Genomic DNA, 17465 nt, shown 5'->3' with positions numbered 1-17465 from the left:
ATGAGCAACTCGGTACTCCCCGCTAACCTGCCCGCAACTGTCGGGGTGCTCGGCGGCGGCCGGATGGGCGCAGGCATCGCCCACGCCTTCCTGATCAACGGCGCCAACGTGCTCGTCGTCGAGCGTGACGAGGAGTCTGCCGAGGCCGCCCGGGAGCGCGTGGAGTCCGCGGCGGCCAAAAGCATCGAGCGCGGCGCCATTGACGGGAACCTCGACGAGATGGTCTCCCGGCTCGCCGTGACCGTGGATTATGACGACTTCAAGGATCGCCGGCTCGTCGTGGAGGCCGTCCCCGAGGACTGGGACCTGAAGGTCGCGTCGCTGCGCGGAATCGAGGAACGGCTCGCCGCGGACGCCTATCTCGCCTCCAACACTTCGTCGCTCTCGGTCAACGGCCTGGCCCGCGAGCTGAAGCGCCCGCAGAACTTCCTGGGCCTGCACTTCTTCAACCCGGTCCCGGCGTCCACCCTGATCGAGGTTGTCCTGGGGGAGCAGACCTCGGAAACCCTCGCCCTGGCAGCCCGCGGCTGGGTGGAGGCGCTCGGCAAGACTGCCGTCGTCGTCAACGACGCCCCGGGGTTCGCTTCCTCGCGGCTGGGCGTCGCGATCGCCCTTGAGGCGATGCGCATGGTGGAGGAGGGCGTCGCCTCCGCCGAGGACATCGACAACGCCATGGTGCTGGGCTACAAGCACCCCACCGGCCCGCTGCGCACCACCGACATCGTCGGCCTCGACGTCCGGCTGGGCATTGCCGAATACCTGGCCTCCACGCTGGGCGAGCGCTTCGCGCCGCCGCAGATCCTCCGGGACAAGGTGGCCCGCGGCGAACTTGGCCGCAAGACCGGCAAGGGCTTCTTCGACTGGGCCGACTGACGCCGCCTGCGGGCTAGCCTGCTGCCAGCGCGTCGAGCCTCTTTTTCATGCCGTCCATGGCGGGACCGGCCAGTGACTGGAAGGCCGGCTTCGCGAACGGTTCGGCGAGCTTGCGCCATCCCTTAAGCCGGAATTCCGCCGTGTACCGGACCTCTGAGCCCGCGCCCGAGGGCTTGACGTCGATGGTGTCCACGGAGATGACTGTCTTGTTTTCGCCGCGCAGCTTGATGACCGTTCCGGTGAGCTCCACCACCTCGTAGATCAGCGTTTGGCGTTTGCCGCGGAACTCCGCTTCGGCGTGGTAGCGGTGTCCCACCGCCACCGGGCCCTCCGAAAGCTTCCTGACCACCGGCGTGCCGGGGTCCCACTCCGGCGTGTGCTCGAAAGCCGAGAGATACGCGAAGGCTTTGCCGGCCTCCAGTGCGGAGCGGACCGTGCCGGTGACTGTGATCATGGGCCCAGCCTACCCAGAACGCCAGGCATTGCCAGCCCGCCCGGGCAGGTGGCCCGCCCAGGTGACCTTCAGCCGCAAGCCTGCCCGCGGCGTAGCCACGCCTTTAGGATGGTGCCGTGACTACCCCGGCGCTGCCCCGCATTGACCCGATCACCCTCACCGGCCAGTACGTGGTGCTGGAGCCGCTCAACCGCGCCCACCACGACGGCCTGGTGGACGCGGTCCGGGACGGTGCGCTCTGGAAGCTCTGGTACACCTCCGTCCCCGCCCCCGAGGCCATGGCTGCCGAAATCGACCGGCGCCTGGCCCTGCAGCAGGCCGGGTCGATGCTGCCGTTCACCACCCGGCTGCTGGACCCGGCCACCGGCAAGCCCGGAAAGGTGATCGGCATGACCACCTACATGAACATCGACCCGGCGACGCCCCGGGTGGAGATCGGGTCCACCTGGAACGCCGCCTCCGCGCACGGCAGCGGCAGCAACGCGGACTCCAAACTGCTGCTGCTCCGGCACGCCTTCGAAACGCTCGGCTGCCCCGCCGTCGAATTCCGCACCCATTGGCTCAACCACCAGTCCCGTGAGGCGATCGCCCGGCTGGGCGCCAAACAGGACGGCGTGTTGCGCAGCCACACCCGGACGGCGGACGGCGTGCTGCGCGACACCGTGGTGTTCTCCATCCTCGAGCACGAGTGGCCGATGGTCCGCGCCGGCCTCGAGTTCCGGCTGGCCAAGCGGCGCTAGGGAGCGGAATAGGCTCCGGCGCTGCTCAGAGCCGTGAAGTACGCTACGTAGCCCTTGGCGTTCGGGTGGAAGCCATCCGGGCTGTCCGGAATGGCGCCGTTGATCCACGGGTCTTTCGAGAGGATGCCATGGCCAGCGAAAGCGGTCCGGACGTCGACGTACTTGACCCGGAGGGCAGTGGGGTCGGTGGCTGCGGCGGCCACCGCGATGGAGTCGTTGAGGCCGCGGGCCAGGTCAGTGGCCCGGTAGATGAACTGGGACATCGGATCGGTCCGGCCGACGGGAATCGGATCAAAGAGGTAGGGGTAGCCGGTCACCACGATCTTGGCGTTGGGAGCGGCAGCCTGCACGCTCTGGATCATGGAAGCCACATCCCCGGCCAGCTGTCCGCTGAGTAGCTTGGCCTTCGCCGTTGCGCTGGCATCGGCGCACGCCGCAGCAAAGGCGGAATCGAAGATTGCCGTGCCGCAGTTGGTGACGATCTCCCCGAATCCGAGGTTGTTACCGCCGGCCGTGATGGTCACGAGCTCCGTGCTCCTGTTCAACTGGCGCAGCTGGGTGGCCACCACTTCTTGGGTCGTCTTGCCGCTGCAGGCTGCGTTGGTGACCAGTTTGATGGCCTTGTCGTCCGCGGCGAGCTCGGAATAGGTGTTATCGCTGCGGTAGCAACTGTCCAGGTAGGGCCCCGCTCCCTGTCCGGCGGCGTAAGAGTCGCCGAGCGCGATGTACTTGGTCTTCTCCGCGGCCTGCGCGGGAACCACCGCCAGACCCACCGCCATCGCCAGGGTTGCGAGACCGGCCGCCAGAGCCGTTCGCCGTCGCCGGAGTTTCAGATTTCCCATGGTGTTCCCCTTAGTAGCACGCAGGCACAGCACCCGTGCCCTACTGGGGTGCCAGTCCCGGCGGCAGGGGCTGAAAAATGGGGCTCGGCGGCTGCCGGGTCCACCGCCACCCTATGCGGCGGCCCGGTTCCGGGCCCATGCCAATAGTCCCGAGGTGTCCGTGTTTCGCGAATCGGCCCGCGCGGCGGGGCCGGAATGTGCTTAACTTTCCAGATGACAAATCCTGCCCCGCGCAGCGTCCACGCCCCCGGCCTGACGGAGCCCGGTGCGGTGGACTGGGACGGGGCCGTCAACGCGTGGCACATCTGCGGCAGCGTCTACCGGATGGGGCGCCGGGAATGGCTCACCGAGGCGGGCTGGCAGCAGGCGTACGACGGCGGCATCCGGACCGTGATCGACCTCCGCAATCCGGACGAGATCCACCGCCGCGACACCGATCCGCCGGTGGACGAGGCGGTCCTGGCCGCGTTCGACGTCGTACACGCCCCCACCGAGGATCCCGGCAACAGCGAGTTCCGGGCGCTTTGTGTTCCCTACCTGAACGACCCGGCGTCGTATGCGGACAACGCCAGGATCTTCCCCGGGAACCTCGCGGCTGTCTTCAAGGCCGTGGCGGCAGCGCCCGGCGGCGTCGTCATCCATTGCTCGGCCGGCCGCGACCGCAGCGGCATGGTGGCGGCGATGCTCCAGGACCTGGGCGGCGCGGGGGAGGCTGAAATCGCCCTGGCGTACGAGCGCGCCGTACGGGGCATCAACGACTACCACCGCGTCTCCGGGGTTGCGCATCCGTATGAGAGGTACCTGCCCGAGGAGGTCCTCGTGCCCCTGATCGAACGGCGACAGCAAAGCCTGCTGGGCTTTGTGCGGCAGGTGCGGACCGCGGAGTTTTTGGGCCACAATGGCGTAACGGTCCCGGAGGTGACTGCCATTCTGCGCAAACTGGGGCGCTAGAGTAACCGGGTGAAGACTCCCAGGTACCAGTCGGTGATGCGCGCCGTGGCGGCCGTCGCCGTCGCGCTCGCGGGGTCGTCGCTGGCCGCCCCCGCCCTTGCGGAAGCCGGGCCGTCCGGGCCCGCATCGCCGACTGCCTCCCCGCCGGCCGGCATCAGCGACGCCGGACTCGCCGAAGCGGTCCGCCGGGACCTGGGCATGACCCTCGAGGAGTTCAACGCCGCCGGCGCGCTGGCCAAGCGGGCCGCCGACGCCGTGCCCGGCCTCCGCGGGCTGCCGGGCTACGTCGGAATCCGGCTGAAAGACGGGGAAATCGTCGTGGAGGGCTCCGGCGCGGAGCTCCAGGCCCGGATCGGCGAACTCAACTCCGCCGGGCCGGCCGAATTTGCGCTGCACGCCCCCACGCTGGAAGCGCCGGCGCCGAAGGCCCCGGATGCAACCGCCCCGACGGCCGTGGCCCGGACCGCCCCGGAACTGGTCGCCGGCAGCACGGAACAGCTCTTCGAAGCCTACGTCCGGGAGGTGGGACCGGCCGGGCTGCAAGCTGTGGCGTACGCCGACGGCCACTTCATCATCCGCACCGGCGGCACCAACACCCCGGAAGCGCAGGACCCGGAAGCGCAGGACCGGGAAGCGCAGGCGGCCGGGAGCCTGAACCGGGCCGCGGAACCGGTGGCCGGGAAAATCTCGCCCGCCGACTTCGTGTCGCGGTACGCCAACGTGCTGCTGGAAAAGGGCACGGCCATCAAGACCGAAGATGACCTGTTCGGCGGCCAGGGCTACGTGATCGACAATATGACTATTTGCTCTGCCGGCTTCGGAGCCTTCGACCCGAGCGGCCTGCCCCTGGTGCTGACGGCCGGGCACTGCGCCGAAGACGGAACGGCGGTCAACGCCGACGTCGAGCCGCCCACCGCGGCGCCCGCGGGAGGCTCGACGACGGGCCTCCCGGCTGTGCTCAAACCCCTGGGGACGTTCGGGTTCAGCCAGTTCGGCGGCCCGAAGAACTCGCCCATCACGGGCTCGGAGGCGAGCCCCGGCAACATCGGCACGGACATCGCCGTCCTCAAGGGCCTGCGTCCGGGACTCAACGTCCAGCCCTCCGCCACCACATGGGAAAACCCGGCCAGCCCGGCACGGACCGCCGTGAAGATCGTCGGCACTGCGGCCCCGTACCAGGGCCAGGCGGTCTGCCGCTCCGGCCGCACCGACGGCTGGTCCTGCGGCACCGTGGCCGAGACCGGTATCTACGTCGCCGCCGGCAATCCCACCGTCGGCACTACCTGTGCCGACGCCAACGGCATGCCAGTCACCCCCTGCGATCTGCGCGCCTTCAAGGGTTTCCTCTCTTACGACGTCACCTCCAGCGGCGGAGACTCCGGAGGGCCCTGGATCAGCGGCAACTACGCGGTCGGCACGCACTCGGCCGGGGAACCCCAGGGTGCCCCCAACTTCGCCGTCGCGACCTCCCTGGAGGACGCCCTGTCCCACATCCCGGGCGGCGTCCAGCTCCAGCTCTTCCTCAACACCCCCGAGCTGACCGGCAACCCGGGCGGCGCCGGCGCCGAGGCGGTGGCCGGCGAGCCGATCACGGGCACCGTCCGCGCCGAGCCCAACACCGCGCTGCCGGCGGGCACCACAGTGCACATCACGGTTGCGGGCCCGCACCCCCTGGCGGGGCAGACCCTTGAGGTCCCGGTGGGGCGCTCGGGAGCCTGGCAGTTCCCCGCTCCGGCGCCGGCCGGGCCGCTCACCTTCACGGCCACAACGCTCAACGGCTTCAGCCGGTCGGTGCCGGCGTCGCTCACGGTGACAGTGGCGCCGGCCACCCCCGCCGCGCCCACGCTGACGACGCCGACCCGCGACCCGGTCGGTTCGCTCACCCGGATCGAGGGCACCGGGATGCCCGGCGCCGCGGTGACGTTGTCCGGCGACGTGGCCGGCGCCGGAACGGTGTCACTCGACGGCCACTGGACGGTTCAACTGGACCACCCAGCGCCCTACGGCAAGGTGGACGTGCTGGCCGTGCTCTCAACAGCGGGGGCACCGGACAGCCCCGCCGCCGCGGCAACCTTCACGGTCCGCCCGCCCGCCCCGGCGGTCTCCGGTATCACCGACGGCGCGCAGATCCGCAGCGACTCGCGTCCCCGGACTATCCAGGGGACCGGCGTCGACGGCGCCGAGGTGAAGGTGCTAATTGACGGAGCACCCGTGGCTGCTCAGGCCGGCGGGGGAGCGGCGGCCGGTTCTCGGACCGTGACCCTGGCGCTGCCGCAACTGGTGGTGGCCGAAGGGCGCTGGAGTGTTCCCTTCCCGGCCCGCCTGGCTCCCGGCCGCCATATCCTGTCCGTGACCCAGTCGGTCGACGGGGTCGCCTCGGCCCCGCGGAAGGTGGCGTTCACGATTCTGGCAGCACCGGCGGCAGCCCCGGTGGAACCCGGAACCCCGGTGGAGCCCGGAACCCCGGCTGAGCCGCCCGCCCCTGCGGCTGACGCCGCGGCCCCGGCTGCCCCGGGCGCCCCGGCGGCCCCGGCCGCTGCGACCAACGCCGACAGGCCGGTGGTGGTGACAGCCGGATCCGGCCAACTCGCGGACACCGGGGCCGGGACGATCCTGACGACAGTCGGCCTTGCCGCCGGCGCGCTGCTCCTGGGCGCCGTCGTCCTGGCCGGGGTCCAGGTGGCGGGGGTGCGGCGACGCATCCTCCGCTAAGGGCTGGCCGGCCCGCCCGGTCGGCAGGGACAGCAGCCTGCCGCGGCCGGGGCAGGGAGACCGGCGGCTGCCGCTGCTACTGGAAGTCTGCCAGCCAGAGATCGGGTCCGAAAACCTCGTACTGGATGTCCTTGGCCGGCACGCCGCCGGCGATCAGGGCGCTGCGGACGGATTTCAGGAACGGCAGCGGGCCGCAAAGGTAATACTCGGCGTCGTCGGGAAGTTCCGCCTGGCTGACATCCATGAAACCGGAGAACTCCGCACCGGACGCCGCCCCTCCGTCGGAGGGATTCAGGAACCACGTCGTCAGGGACCCGTCCGGCAGTGCCGCGAGATCTTCCCGGACCTGCGCCCGGAGCGGGAACGACGTCTCGCTGTCATCGGCATGCAGGAGCATCACCCGGCGCTGGGATCCGGACTTGACCAGGTGGGACAGCATGCCGGCCATCGGAGTGATCCCAATTCCTGCGCTCGCCATAACCAGGGGCCGGTCCGTGTATTCCAGCACCACGTCGCCAAACGGCGCCGAAAGCACCACCTCGTCGCCGACCTGCACGTTGTTGTGGAGCAGCGTAGACATCTCGCCGTCGGGAGTCGCGAGCCCATGGACCCGTTTTACGGCGAACTGCCGGTGGTGCCCGTCATCGGCCCTGGTGAGGCTGTACTGCCGGGGTTGGTGCACGCCGTCCGGCATCATCATCTTGATCGTCACGTATTGCCCCGGCAGGGACGGTTTGACGTCGCGCTCGTCGGTGCGTTCGACGACGAAAGAGAGGACGTCGTCCGTCTCCTGGATCCGTTGCACCACCCGCCATGTCCGCCAAATGGTATCGGGGGAGAGGTGCACAGCGTTGTACAGCCCGCGCTCCTTGTTGATGAGCAGGTTTCCCATCAGCCAGTAGACCTCGTCCCAGGCGGCGGCGACCACTTCAGTGACGGCATCACCGAGCACATCCACGATCGCCCACATGAGGTGGTCGTGGACAATCTGGTACTGGTCCGGGCTGAGCCCCAGCGAGACGTGTTTGTGGGCCACCCTGGACAGCAGGTGGTCCGGCACCTGGTCCGGATGCTCCACCAGCATGCCGGCAAAGGCTGCGATGGAACCGGCGAGCGCCTGTTGTTGTCGTCCGTCCGCCTGGTTCCCCCGGTTGAAGAGGCCGTCCAGAAGGTCCGGTCGCGCGTCGAACATGTGTTTGTAGAAGCGTTTGGCGATTTCCTCGATGTGCTCGCCGACCACGGGCAGCGTTGCCTGGATGACGGGAAGTGAAGTGTCTGAGAGCATGGTAGGCCCCTTCCGGTGCAACCGGTACTGCCCGGTGGTGCCGGGCGACTCAGCACTTCCACGCTAACAGCCCGGGCCGGAGGTGTTCCGGGCCGGTCGGCCCTACATCTCGGTGGCCGTGCCGTGTAGGCGGGCGGGCTGGCCTCCTCGGCCCTTGCGTTCCGGCAGCTGGTGGGTGCTCAGCACGGGGCGGGCGGGGCCAACCGGCCGCGCCCGCCGTCGTCCTAGCCGAAATCAGCGACGTAGCTGGGCACTCCGACTGCGTCTGTCGAGACCGCTGCGCCGGTGTCATTGACGACGTGGTCCAGGGTCCCGGCGCCGAGGTTGACCGTCAGCAGCCCGTGGAGCTTCACGCCTGGCGTGACCGGAACTTCGAAGCCCCGGGTGGCGTGGATGGTGGGGTCAACGTTGTTGTAGACATAGCTGCCGCCGCCCCAGAGTTCGTGCATGCGCACCGAGTCGGCGACCTTGTAGCCAGCCCAGCCCAGGACACCGTCATGCTGCCACGCAGCCTGGTTGGGGGCGTCGTACGGCAGTTCGTTCTGGAAGAAGACTGTCCTGCCATGCTCGCCGTTCCACGTGACGTTGTACTTCTGGTAGTGCTCCACGAACAGGCCGGTGGCAGTGACATGGTCACCGTTGACAATGACGCCAAAGTCAGCGGTGTTGGAGGTCCAGCCCACGCCCTTTCCGTGGTCCGCGCGCCAGGCCCAGATGTGGTCCAGGAGCACGTTGTCGCTGTTGACTTCGAGGCTGAGGGTGGCCTTGCCGACGTGCGGTCCGCCGATGCGGAAGAACACATCGTGGAGCGAGGTGGGGTTGGCGGGGTCGCTGTGCCGGCCGGCGTTGCCGGGGTTGGGCGCCTTCCCGACCCGCATCAGCGCCGGTGAGTTCACCGTTCCGGCATCAATGGTGATCCCGGCGATTTCGGCGCCGGGGACGTCCGCGACGGTCAGCGGCACGGCGCCGCCGACGGCGGTGAGGGTGGCCATGCCGAGCCCGAGCACGACGGTGTTGGCGCGCTTGACCTCGATGCTGCTGTCAATGTCGTAAACGCCCGGGGTGAACAGCAGGTTCTTGCCCCGGGCCAGCTGGGAGTTGATGGTCTTGGCCGAGTCGGATGGGCGGGCGACGAAGAAGTCGGACAGCGGGATGCTGCGGCCCGCCGTCGGGCCGTTTTCCCACGTGGTGCCGGTGGAGTCTGTCCGGACCGCGGGAACGAAGACGCTGTACCGGCCCGCGGCGTCGATGGTCAGGTACGGCTTCTCGCGGCTGACCGGGGTGCTGGGCAGAGTGGTGTAGGGCGGGTTCGGGAAGGACTGGGCCGGTGCGCCGTTGACTCCGGAGAACACCTGGTTCCAGACGCCGTTGGACCAGCCGCCGATGCTGCTGTCACGGACGTAGTACTGCTGCTGCGAACCGTTGATGACGGTACCGGTCTTCGAATCGGAAATGTAACCGCCGCTGGCGTACTGCGGCCCGGCCGTGCAGTAGTCCATCAGGGAGAGATTCCCGCCGGTGACATTGACCCGCCGCATCGGGGAGGCCTGCGACGCGGCCCAGAAGTTCGCCGAACCGCGGCAGCCGTCGAGCCCGGTGACGTTGATGGTGAGGTTGGAGACCGAGCGCCAGAAGTTGTTCAGGGCGATGCAATTGTCCGCGGTCAGGCACCGGTTGTACGCGTCGACGTGGCCGTTAATGGTGACGTCGGTGGGCGAGGCTCCAAGGCCTGCCACTTCCGTTGAATAGCCGACCTGAACGATCAGGGGATTTTCAGCGCTGCCATAAGTGCCGGGTTTGAACAGCAGGGAGTAACGGTTGGTTCCCATTTCGTCGTCAACCTGTGCGGCCGCGATGGCATCCACCGCGGCCTGGATGTCCGCCACGGGCATGCTGGGGTCGAAAATCCGGACGTTGGGGCCCAGATCGGCAGCTGCTGTGGGCCTTGCCTGGGCCGGAGCCGGTTTGCCTGGCAAGACGGCGCCTGAAGCGGAGGCGGCGCTGGCGCCGGTGGCCAGCAGGCCCAGCACGACGGCGGCGGTCCCCGCGAGCAGCTTGCCGCGGAGGCGCGCGGGCTTCCTGGGGTGGCTGGGTATGGCCGTCGGGCGGCGGCGGAAGGGGGCTAGCGGCATTGCTGGTCCTGCTCTCTGTGGGGTGCGGGGCTCTGCGCGGAGGGATGGGGAATGCCGCGCCGGCGGGGTGTGGGAGCGCTCCCGCCGGGAAGCGTAACACCCGCCTCCGACGCCGGGCAAGGGGTCCGGGTGCGCTGGGCGGCGGCGCTTGACAAGCCGAAGTGATCTGCGACACCATGCTCGTGAGAGCGCTCCCACGCCGAGGCCGAGGCCCTCTCTGCCAGCGATCCGGGGCGTCCGCCCCCGCACCGCTCCGGTGCACCCACCCTGACAAAGGAGTCCCCGCGTGAAATTTCCCCGCAAGCTAGCCGCCCTGTCGGCGTCAGCTGCCTGCCTTACCCTCGCCCTGAGCGGCTGCGGAGCGGATGCGCCCAAGGCCGCCGCCCCGACGGGTGAAACCGGCAAGGAGCCGGTGACCCTGACCCTCGCCACCTTCAACGAGTTCGGTTACGAGGGATTGCTCAAGGAATACGAGGCCCTCAACCCCAACGTCAAGATCCAGCACAAGAAAGCCGCCACCACCAACGAGGCGCGCGACAACCTCACCACCCGCCTGGCCGCAGGATCCGGCCTCTCGGACGTCGAGGCCATCGAGGTCGACTGGCTCTCCGAACTCAAGCAGTATCCCGACCAGTTCGTGGACCTGAAGGATCCCGCCGTCGAGGGCCGCTGGCTGGACTGGAAGACCGAGGCCGCAACCACCCAGGACGGCCACCTCATTGGCTACGGCACCGACTCCGGTCCCGAAGCTGTCTGCTACAACTCGGCACTGTTCAAAGCCGCGGGTCTCCCCACGGACCGCGAAGCAGTTGCCCAGATGCTCGGCACCACCTGGGACAGCTACTTCGATGCCGGCAAGAAGTTCGTTGCCGCGAAGACCGGCGCGGCCTGGTTCGACTCCGCCGGAGCCATCTACCAGGGCATGAGCAACCAGCTGGAAAAGGCCTACGAAAACGAGGACGGCACCGTCATCGCCGCCGAAAACCCGGCCGTGAAGGACGTCTACACCAAGGTCCTTGATGCCTCGACGAAGGACAACCTCTCGGCACACCTGGCCCAGTGGAGCAACGACTGGGTGGCCGGTTTCCAGTCCCAGAAGTTCGCAACCACCCTCTGCCCGGGCTGGATGCTCGGCGTGATCGAAGGCAACGCCACCGGCGTCAAGGGCTGGGACGTGGCCAACGTCTTCCCCGGCGGCGGCGGAAACTGGGGCGGGTCGTACCTGACCGTTCCGGCACAGGGCAAGCACCAGGCCGAAGCCAAGAAGCTCGCGGCCTGGCTGACCGCCCCGGAACAGCAGATCAAGGCCTTCACCGCCAAGGGCACGTTCCCGAGCCAGGTCAAGGCGCTGGACAGCGAGGCGCTGCTGGGCCAGACGAACAAGTTCTTCAATAACGCCCCCACCGGCAAGATCTTCGCAGAGCGGGCCAAGGCCGTCGGTGCCACCCCGTTCAAGGGCCCGAAGTTCTTCGCCATCAACGACGCCATGCAGCAGGCCCTCACCCGCGTGGACGTGGACAAGAAGGACGACGCCGAGTCCTCCTGGGCGAAGTTCCTCACCGCTGTGAAGTCCCTGTAAGTCATGTCAGTAACGGACCGGGTCAGGCCTCACGGCCAAGTGGTTGACGACGAAGAGTCCAGCAGCAAGAACGTCCGGCGGCTCGCGTTTTCGCAGCGGCTGTCACGGTGGGACGTCAAGGTGTCGCCCTACCTGTACATCTCGCCGTTCTTCCTGCTGTTTGCCCTCACGGGCTTGTTCCCGCTGCTCTATACCGGCTGGGTTTCCCTGCACAACTGGAACCTGATCGGCGGCCAGGGCAAGTTCATCGGACTCGAGAACTTCGGCTTGGTCCTTGGACAGCCGTATTTCTGGAACGCCGTGGGCAACACGCTGAGCATCTTCCTGCTCTCCTCCGTGCCGCAGGTGGTGCTGGCGCTGTTGATCGCAGCCGTGCTGGACGCGAACCTGCGCGCCAAGACGTTCTGGCGGATGGGTGTTTTGGTGCCCTTCGTCGTCGCTCCGGTGGCAGTTGGACTCATCTTCAACAATTTGTTTGCGGACCAGTTTGGTCTCGTCAACGAAACGTTGGACCTCGTCGGCCTTGACCCGGTCCGCTGGCATTCCGACCAGCTGGCCAGCCACCTCGCGATCGCCACCATGGTGAACTTTCGCTGGATCGGCTACAACGCATTGATCTTCCTTGCAGCGATGCAGGCCATCCCGCGCGAGGTCTTCGAAGCCGCCACCATCGACGGCGCCGGCCGGGTCAGGCAGTTCCTGTCGGTGACGGTCCCGATGCTCCGGCCCACGGTCATCTTCGTGGCCATCACCTCCACGATCGGCGGCCTGCAGATCTTCGACGAGCCGCGCGTGTTCGACCAGTCCGGGCTCGGCGGCGCCGACCGGCAGTGGCAGACCCTCACCATGTACATCTGGGAACTGGGCTGGGGCCAGCGCAACTTCGGCAGGGCATCGGCGGTGGCGTGGCTGCTGTTCCTGATGATTGTGCTCATTGCGCTGCTGAACTTTCTACTCACACGGCGTATCGCCGGCCAGGGAGGCCGCAAATGAGCTCCATTCCCATGATCCGGCAGACCGCCGGCAAAGGCGCCGCGAGGGCTGCGGCCAGCCGGCCGAACCGCCCAGCCGGCGGCCCGCGCAATCGGCGCGGCGCAGGCGGCGGACGCCGGCCCGGATCCCTGACCTACGGCTTCCTCGGCGCGGTCCTGCTGGCGTCGCTTTTCCCGCTGTACTGGTCCTTCCTGGTGGGCAGCCATGACAGCACGGTGCTCAGCCGGGGTGTCCCGGTCCTGCCGGGCGGGAACTTCCTGGCCAACGCGGCAAAGGTCTTTGACAGCATCCCCTTCTGGAAAGCCATGGGCAACAGCGTCCTGGTTTCCACCGTCACGGCCGCCTCGGTGGTGGCCTTCTCCACTCTCGCGGGCTTCGCCTTCGCCAAACTGCGCTTCCGCGGCAGCAAGGGGCTTCTGGTTTTTGTGATCGCCACCATGGCGGTACCCACCCAGCTGGGCGTGGTTCCGCTGTTCATTGTGATGGCGAAGCTGGGCTGGACCGGTTCCCTCTGGGCGGTCATCATCCCCGGGGTCGTCACCGCCTTCGGAGTGTTCTGGATGACCCAGTATTTGCGCGATGCCCTTCCGGACGAGCTCATCGAAGCCGTCCGGATGGACGGAGCGTCCATGATCCAGGCGTTCTGGTACGTCGGCTTCCCCGCGGCCCGGCCGGCCGCGGCGATGCTGGCTCTCTTCACCTTCGTCGCCACCTGGACCAACTTTTTCTGGCCCTTCATTGTGCTGGACCCGTCCAACCCGACCCTGCCGGTGGCACTGCAGTTGCTGCAGGCTGCGCACTTCGTGGATTACTCAGTGGTGCTGGCCGGGGCTGTCCTCGCCACCATCCCGCTCTTGCTGCTCTTTATTGCGGCAGGTCGCCAACTCGTTTCAGGAATCATGCAAGGAGCAGTCAAAGGATGAGCACCACCCCAATCACATTCCCCGACGGTTTTCTGTGGGGCGCGGCCACCGCGGCTTACCAGATCGAAGGGGCTGCCCATGAGGGCGGACGGAAGGACTCGATCTGGGACACCTTCGCCCGGGTCCCCGGTGCCGTCGCGGACGCCCACAACGGCGACGTGGCGTGCGACCACTACCACCGCTCGGGCCAGGACGTCGAGCTAATGAAATCGCTGAACCTCAAGGCGTACCGCTTCTCGACGTCGTGGGCCCGCTGCATGCCCGATGGCAGGACGCCGAACCCCGAGGGGATCGCGTTCTACTCCCGGCTCGTTGACGCCCTCCTCGCCGCAGGCATCACTCCCTGGCTGACGCTCTACCACTGGGACCTGCCGCAGGCGCTGGAGGACGAAGGGGGCTGGGCAAACCGCGAAACCGCCGAGCTCTTCGCCGCCTACGCCGTGCTCATGCACGACGCCCTGGGCGACCGGGTCCGCATCTGGACCACGCTCAATGAGCCGTGGTGTTCGGCGTTTCTCGGTTACGCCGCTGGTGTCCACGCCCCGGGCCGGCAGGAACCGGCGGCCGCCCTCGCGGCTGCACACCACCTCCTGCTCGGACACGGGCTCGCGGCCGCGGAACTGCGCCGGCGCGACCCGGAGGCCAGCCTCGGCATCACCCTGAACCTCACGGTCGCCGACCCTGCCGACCCCGGCTCCGCCAGCGACAGGGATGCAGCCCGCCGGATCGACGGCCTGCACAACCGGATCTTCCTCGACCCGCTCTTCCACGGCGAGTACCCCGCGGACGTGCTGGACGACGTCGCCGGTCTCGGGTTCGACACGGTGGTGCAGGACGGTGACCTGGCCGTCATCGCGGCGCCCCTGGATTTGCTCGGGGTCAACTACTACCAGGGCGAGGCGCTGACCCAGGGGGCGGAAGCCGAGGAACAGGTCCGGCCGGACCCCGTGACGACGACGGCGCAGGCCGCGCCGGAGTCGGCCGACAGGCGTGAGGCAACGCCGTTTGTCTCGGCCGAGGGTGTGCAGTCAGTGCCGCGCGGTCTTCCGGTGACCGGGATGGGCTGGGAGGTGCAGCCCGAGGGCCTGTACCGGTTGCTGATCCGGCTCCAGCAGGAGTACACCGGCCCGGCCGGCATCCCGCTCTACATGACGGAGAACGGCGCCGCGTACACGGACGCTCCCGACGCCAACGGTTTCGTTGACGACCAGGACCGGTTGGCCTTCTTCGACGCGCACCTGCGCGCCGTGCACGCCGCGATCGACGCCGGCGCGGACGTCCGCGGCTACCTCGCCTGGTCGCTGCTGGACAACTTCGAGTGGGCGTACGGCTACCACCAGCGCTTCGGCCTGGTCCGGGTGGACTACGAAACCCAGCGGCGGATCCCCAAGGCCAGCGGCCTCTGGTACTCGGCAGTGGCGGCGGCGAACGCCCTGCCGGCGGGGTAGGGCCCGTCCCTGGGCAGGCCGGGCATGTCGTATTCTCAAAGTGATGAGCGAACAGAAGCACGCGGGTCTCCGGTCCGGACCGGCGAGACCGACCCCCACGCTGGAAGACCTCGCGACGGCGGCGGGAGTGTCACGCTCCACCGCCTCGCGGGCTATCAACGGAGGCTCCCGTGTCAGCCCGGAAGCCCAGGCTGCGGTTAATGCCGCGGTGATATCCCTGGGGTACACGCCCAACCGGGCCGCACGCAGCCTCGTCACGCGCCGGACCTCGTCGATCGCCCTGGTGATCAACGAACCCGATGCCCGGGTCATGATGGACCCGTTCTTCGCCGCCGTCATCACGGGGGTGACGGAGGCGCTGCGGGAGACGGAAATGCAGCTGGTCCTGCTGATGTCCCGGGCCGGCGGCGATCCCTCCCGGACGCTCCGGTACCTGCGGGGTGGCCACGTGGACGGCGCCATTGTCGTCTCACACCACAAGGCAGACGGCTGGACCGAAGAGCTTGCCGCCGCGGGGCTGCCCACCGTCTTCATCGGACGGCCATGGGATACCGGGCTGGGGATCCACTACGTGGATGTGGACAGTTTCGAAGGCGGCCGCCTGGCGGCGCTGCACCTGGCGGCCGCCGGACGCACCCGGCTGGCAACCATCACCGGCCCGCTCGACATGACCGCAGCCGCGGACCGGCTCGAGGGATGGCAGGCCGGCCTCAGGGAAGCCGGGCTGCCGCCGGGGCCGGTCGCACACGGAGATTTCACCCCTGCCGGGGGCACCGAAGCGGCCGAACGGCTCCTGGCCGAGGACAGCAGCGTCGACGGCATTTTCGCCGCGTCCGACCTCATGGCGCGCGGTGCCATTACGGCCCTGCTGGCGGCCGGGCGCACGGTGCCCGGGGACGTCGCCGTCGTCGGCTTCGACGACCATCTCGCGGCGCCGGGCGAGCTGCCCTTGACCACGATCAACCAGCCCACGGTAGAAATGGCGGCCCAGGCGGGCCGCCTCCTGCTCGCGGACATCGAAGACCCTGGGACCAGCCGGGACCCGCTGATTTTCCCGGCCCGCCTCGTTATCAGGGACAGCACCCTGCCGCAGCCGGGGTAGGCGGACCGGCGGCTGCCGGCAGGGGCGTTCCAGAGGACCGGCGTTATCGGGCCGGCCCTACCGGACCGGTCGACGGCGGCTTAGCGGCCGTGCCGGCCGTGGCCGTGCCATCCGGCCGAGTCGACCACCTGGACCGCGAAGCCGAGGGTGCCCTTCTTGAGGCTGCCCCAGGCGTACACAATCGTGTTCTTGCCCGCGGTGACCGGAATGTCCGCCGGGCCGATCAGCGGCTTGGTGGTCCCGGCGGCCGCGACCGAGGCGGACACCTTCCCGGCCTTCAGCGTCAGCACTTCCTGGTCCGGGTTCGTCAGGTCCTCGATGACGGCGGTCTTCCCCGCAAGAACGTCCACGGCGGGCGCCGCCGCCACGTGCCTGACCGTCAGCTTGCCCTGGCCCCGGGGGCTGGGCGAGGTGTCGTTCTTGAACAGGGTGGCGGTGGGATCCCCGTCCTCATCCAGGTGGGCCACGGCGGTGTAGTTCCGGCCCTCCCTGAGCTTCACCTCGACCGGGCCGATCACCGCGTCGTCAGCGCTCTTGGCGTTGGCGGCCGTGACAGCAATCTTGTAATTGCCGCTCTCGAGCTTCAGCGGGCCCGCAAGCTTGCCGGGCTTGAAGTCGTCCAAGGTGAGCTTGCCATTCACCCATACGTCCACGGTCAGGCCGGGGACGCCGTGCAAAACGGACAGGACGGCGTCGTCGCCGTGGTGCCTGCCGCCGTCGTGCTTCCCGCTGGCCTGGGCGGGGGCAGCAAACGCGAGGGCGGCCGCCATCGACACGGCACCGGCGGCATAAACGGTTTTACGCATTTCAAACTCCTCATTGAGTTGCCCGGATCCGGGCGGTGATTTGCTTACACCGTTACTACCGGCCCGAACCCCTCTTTGGATGCAGCCGGGCGGAACTTTGCCGAAGCGCTCAGCCCTTGCGGTCCAGCAGCAGGTTGGTGATCCGCAACGTGCAGAGCCGGTCGCCGGCCTCGTTGGTGATCAGCACCTCGTGGGTCGTCACCGTGCTGCCGAGGTGGATCGGGGTGGCCGTAATCGTGACCAGCCCCTCTCGGGCGGACTTGTGGTGCGTGGCTGAAACGTCCACACCCACCGCGGTCTTGCCCAGTGTGCTGGCGTGGATCACCGAAGCCCAGGAACCCACGGCCTCGCCCACGGCCAGCGAGGCGCCGCCGTGCAGCAGACCGAAGGACTGGCGGTTTCCTTCCACCGGAATGGTCGCCACGACGCGTTCCACCGACTCCTCGACGATTTTGACCCCCATCTTCTCGTCCAGTTCGCCGAGGGTGATCTTCCACAGCTCGGTACCGCGGGGCTCGGGCGTCATAGCGTCTCCTCTGGTGCTCTGGCCTGTCACGGGCCGTCCGGTCCTGCCGCTACTAGTGTGCCGCAGGGCTCATTCATGTACTGTAGACATATTACCGAA

Annotated in this window: 15 protein-coding genes; 9 read left to right on the top strand and 6 right to left on the bottom strand. The window is 68.5% G+C overall.

The features are described 5' to 3' along the window. Positions 1–873 carry a 3-hydroxyacyl-CoA dehydrogenase family protein gene (locus tag AC1MED_RS15180; RefSeq protein WP_479784078.1) on the top strand — a complete coding sequence of 291 codons (873 nt, stop codon included), beginning with the start codon at positions 1–3 and terminating at the stop codon, positions 871–873. A gap of 13 nt (positions 874–886) precedes the next feature. Here AC1MED_RS15180 and AC1MED_RS15175 read toward each other — a convergent pair whose 3' ends face one another. Then, positions 887–1327 (bottom strand): SRPBCC family protein, encoded by a 441-nt coding sequence (locus tag AC1MED_RS15175; protein ID WP_346957772.1) that lies wholly within the window; start codon positions 1325–1327, stop codon positions 887–889. Positions 1328–1458: 131 nt separating this feature from the next. On the opposite strand from AC1MED_RS15175, the gene AC1MED_RS15170 reads away from it, so the two are divergent. Beyond that, a complete protein-coding gene (locus AC1MED_RS15170) occupies positions 1459–2067 on the top strand; it encodes a GNAT family N-acetyltransferase (RefSeq protein ID WP_479786703.1) in 609 nt (202 codons plus the stop codon). Here the strand turns inward: AC1MED_RS15170 and AC1MED_RS15165 are convergent. Further along, positions 2064–2909, bottom strand: a complete 846-nt coding sequence (locus AC1MED_RS15165) for an SGNH/GDSL hydrolase family protein (protein WP_479784076.1) — start codon at positions 2907–2909, stop codon at positions 2064–2066. The two genes, AC1MED_RS15170 and AC1MED_RS15165, sit on opposite strands and share 4 nt — an antisense overlap. Positions 2910–3122: 213 nt before the next feature. Here AC1MED_RS15165 and AC1MED_RS15160 point away from each other — a divergent pair, with 213 nt between their 5' ends. Both AC1MED_RS15160 and AC1MED_RS15155 read left to right on the top strand, forming a co-directional pair. After that, positions 3123–3860: a tyrosine-protein phosphatase gene (locus AC1MED_RS15160; RefSeq protein WP_479784074.1), complete on the top strand. Its 738-nt coding sequence runs from the start codon at positions 3123–3125 to the stop codon at positions 3858–3860. A 9-nt stretch (positions 3861–3869) separates the two neighbouring features. Further along, a complete protein-coding gene (locus AC1MED_RS15155; RefSeq protein WP_479784072.1) occupies positions 3870–6572 on the top strand; it encodes a S1 family peptidase in 2703 nt (900 codons plus the stop codon). 76 nt (positions 6573–6648) lie between these two features. Here the strand turns inward: AC1MED_RS15155 and AC1MED_RS15150 are convergent, their stop codons facing one another. Beyond that, positions 6649–7857, bottom strand: coding sequence for a globin domain-containing protein (locus tag AC1MED_RS15150; RefSeq protein WP_479784071.1), 1209 nt, complete (start codon positions 7855–7857; stop codon positions 6649–6651). A gap of 224 nt (positions 7858–8081) precedes the next feature. Continuing rightward, positions 8082–9989, bottom strand: a complete 1908-nt coding sequence (locus AC1MED_RS15145; RefSeq protein ID WP_479784069.1) for an adenylyl cyclase — start codon at positions 9987–9989, stop codon at positions 8082–8084. A 286-nt stretch (positions 9990–10275) separates the two neighbouring features. Between AC1MED_RS15145 and AC1MED_RS15140 the strand changes: the two genes are divergently transcribed. Genes AC1MED_RS15140 through AC1MED_RS15120 form a run of 5 tightly spaced genes read left to right on the top strand, consistent with a single transcriptional unit; the run spans position 10276 to position 16034 of the window. Then, the gene (locus AC1MED_RS15140) at positions 10276–11568 is read left to right on the top strand and encodes an ABC transporter substrate-binding protein (RefSeq protein WP_479784067.1); all 1293 of its coding nucleotides are present in this window, start codon (positions 10276–10278) and stop codon (positions 11566–11568) included. A 3-nt stretch (positions 11569–11571) separates the two neighbouring features. Continuing rightward, entirely contained in the window at positions 11572–12561 is a 990-nt protein-coding gene (locus tag AC1MED_RS15135; RefSeq protein ID WP_479784065.1) for a carbohydrate ABC transporter permease, read from the top strand. Then, positions 12558–13484 (top strand): carbohydrate ABC transporter permease, encoded by a 927-nt coding sequence (locus tag AC1MED_RS15130; protein ID WP_479784063.1) that lies wholly within the window; start codon positions 12558–12560, stop codon positions 13482–13484. The genes AC1MED_RS15135 and AC1MED_RS15130 overlap by 4 nt, the downstream gene beginning before the upstream one ends. Then, positions 13481–14932: a glycoside hydrolase family 1 protein gene (locus AC1MED_RS15125; protein ID WP_479784061.1), complete on the top strand. Its 1452-nt coding sequence runs from the start codon at positions 13481–13483 to the stop codon at positions 14930–14932. Before AC1MED_RS15130 ends, AC1MED_RS15125 begins: the two co-directional genes overlap by 4 nt. A gap of 43 nt (positions 14933–14975) precedes the next feature. Continuing rightward, positions 14976–16034, top strand: a complete 1059-nt coding sequence (locus tag AC1MED_RS15120; RefSeq protein WP_479784059.1) for a LacI family DNA-binding transcriptional regulator — start codon at positions 14976–14978, stop codon at positions 16032–16034. 80 nt (positions 16035–16114) lie between these two features. Here the strand turns inward: AC1MED_RS15120 and AC1MED_RS15115 are convergent, their stop codons facing one another. Further along, complete coding sequence (locus AC1MED_RS15115) at positions 16115–16840, bottom strand: DUF4397 domain-containing protein (RefSeq protein WP_479784057.1); 726 nt, start codon at positions 16838–16840, stop codon at positions 16115–16117. Between the two features lie 109 nt (positions 16841–16949). Next, entirely contained in the window at positions 16950–17366 is a 417-nt protein-coding gene (locus AC1MED_RS15110; protein WP_479784055.1) for a PaaI family thioesterase, read from the bottom strand. Between the last annotated feature and the right edge of the window lie 99 nt (positions 17367–17465).

This window comes from Arthrobacter sp. BI5 (genome assembly GCF_056680065.1).
The sequence above is the reverse complement of the archived record's forward strand: the minus strand, read 5'-3'. Positions and strand labels throughout refer to the sequence as shown.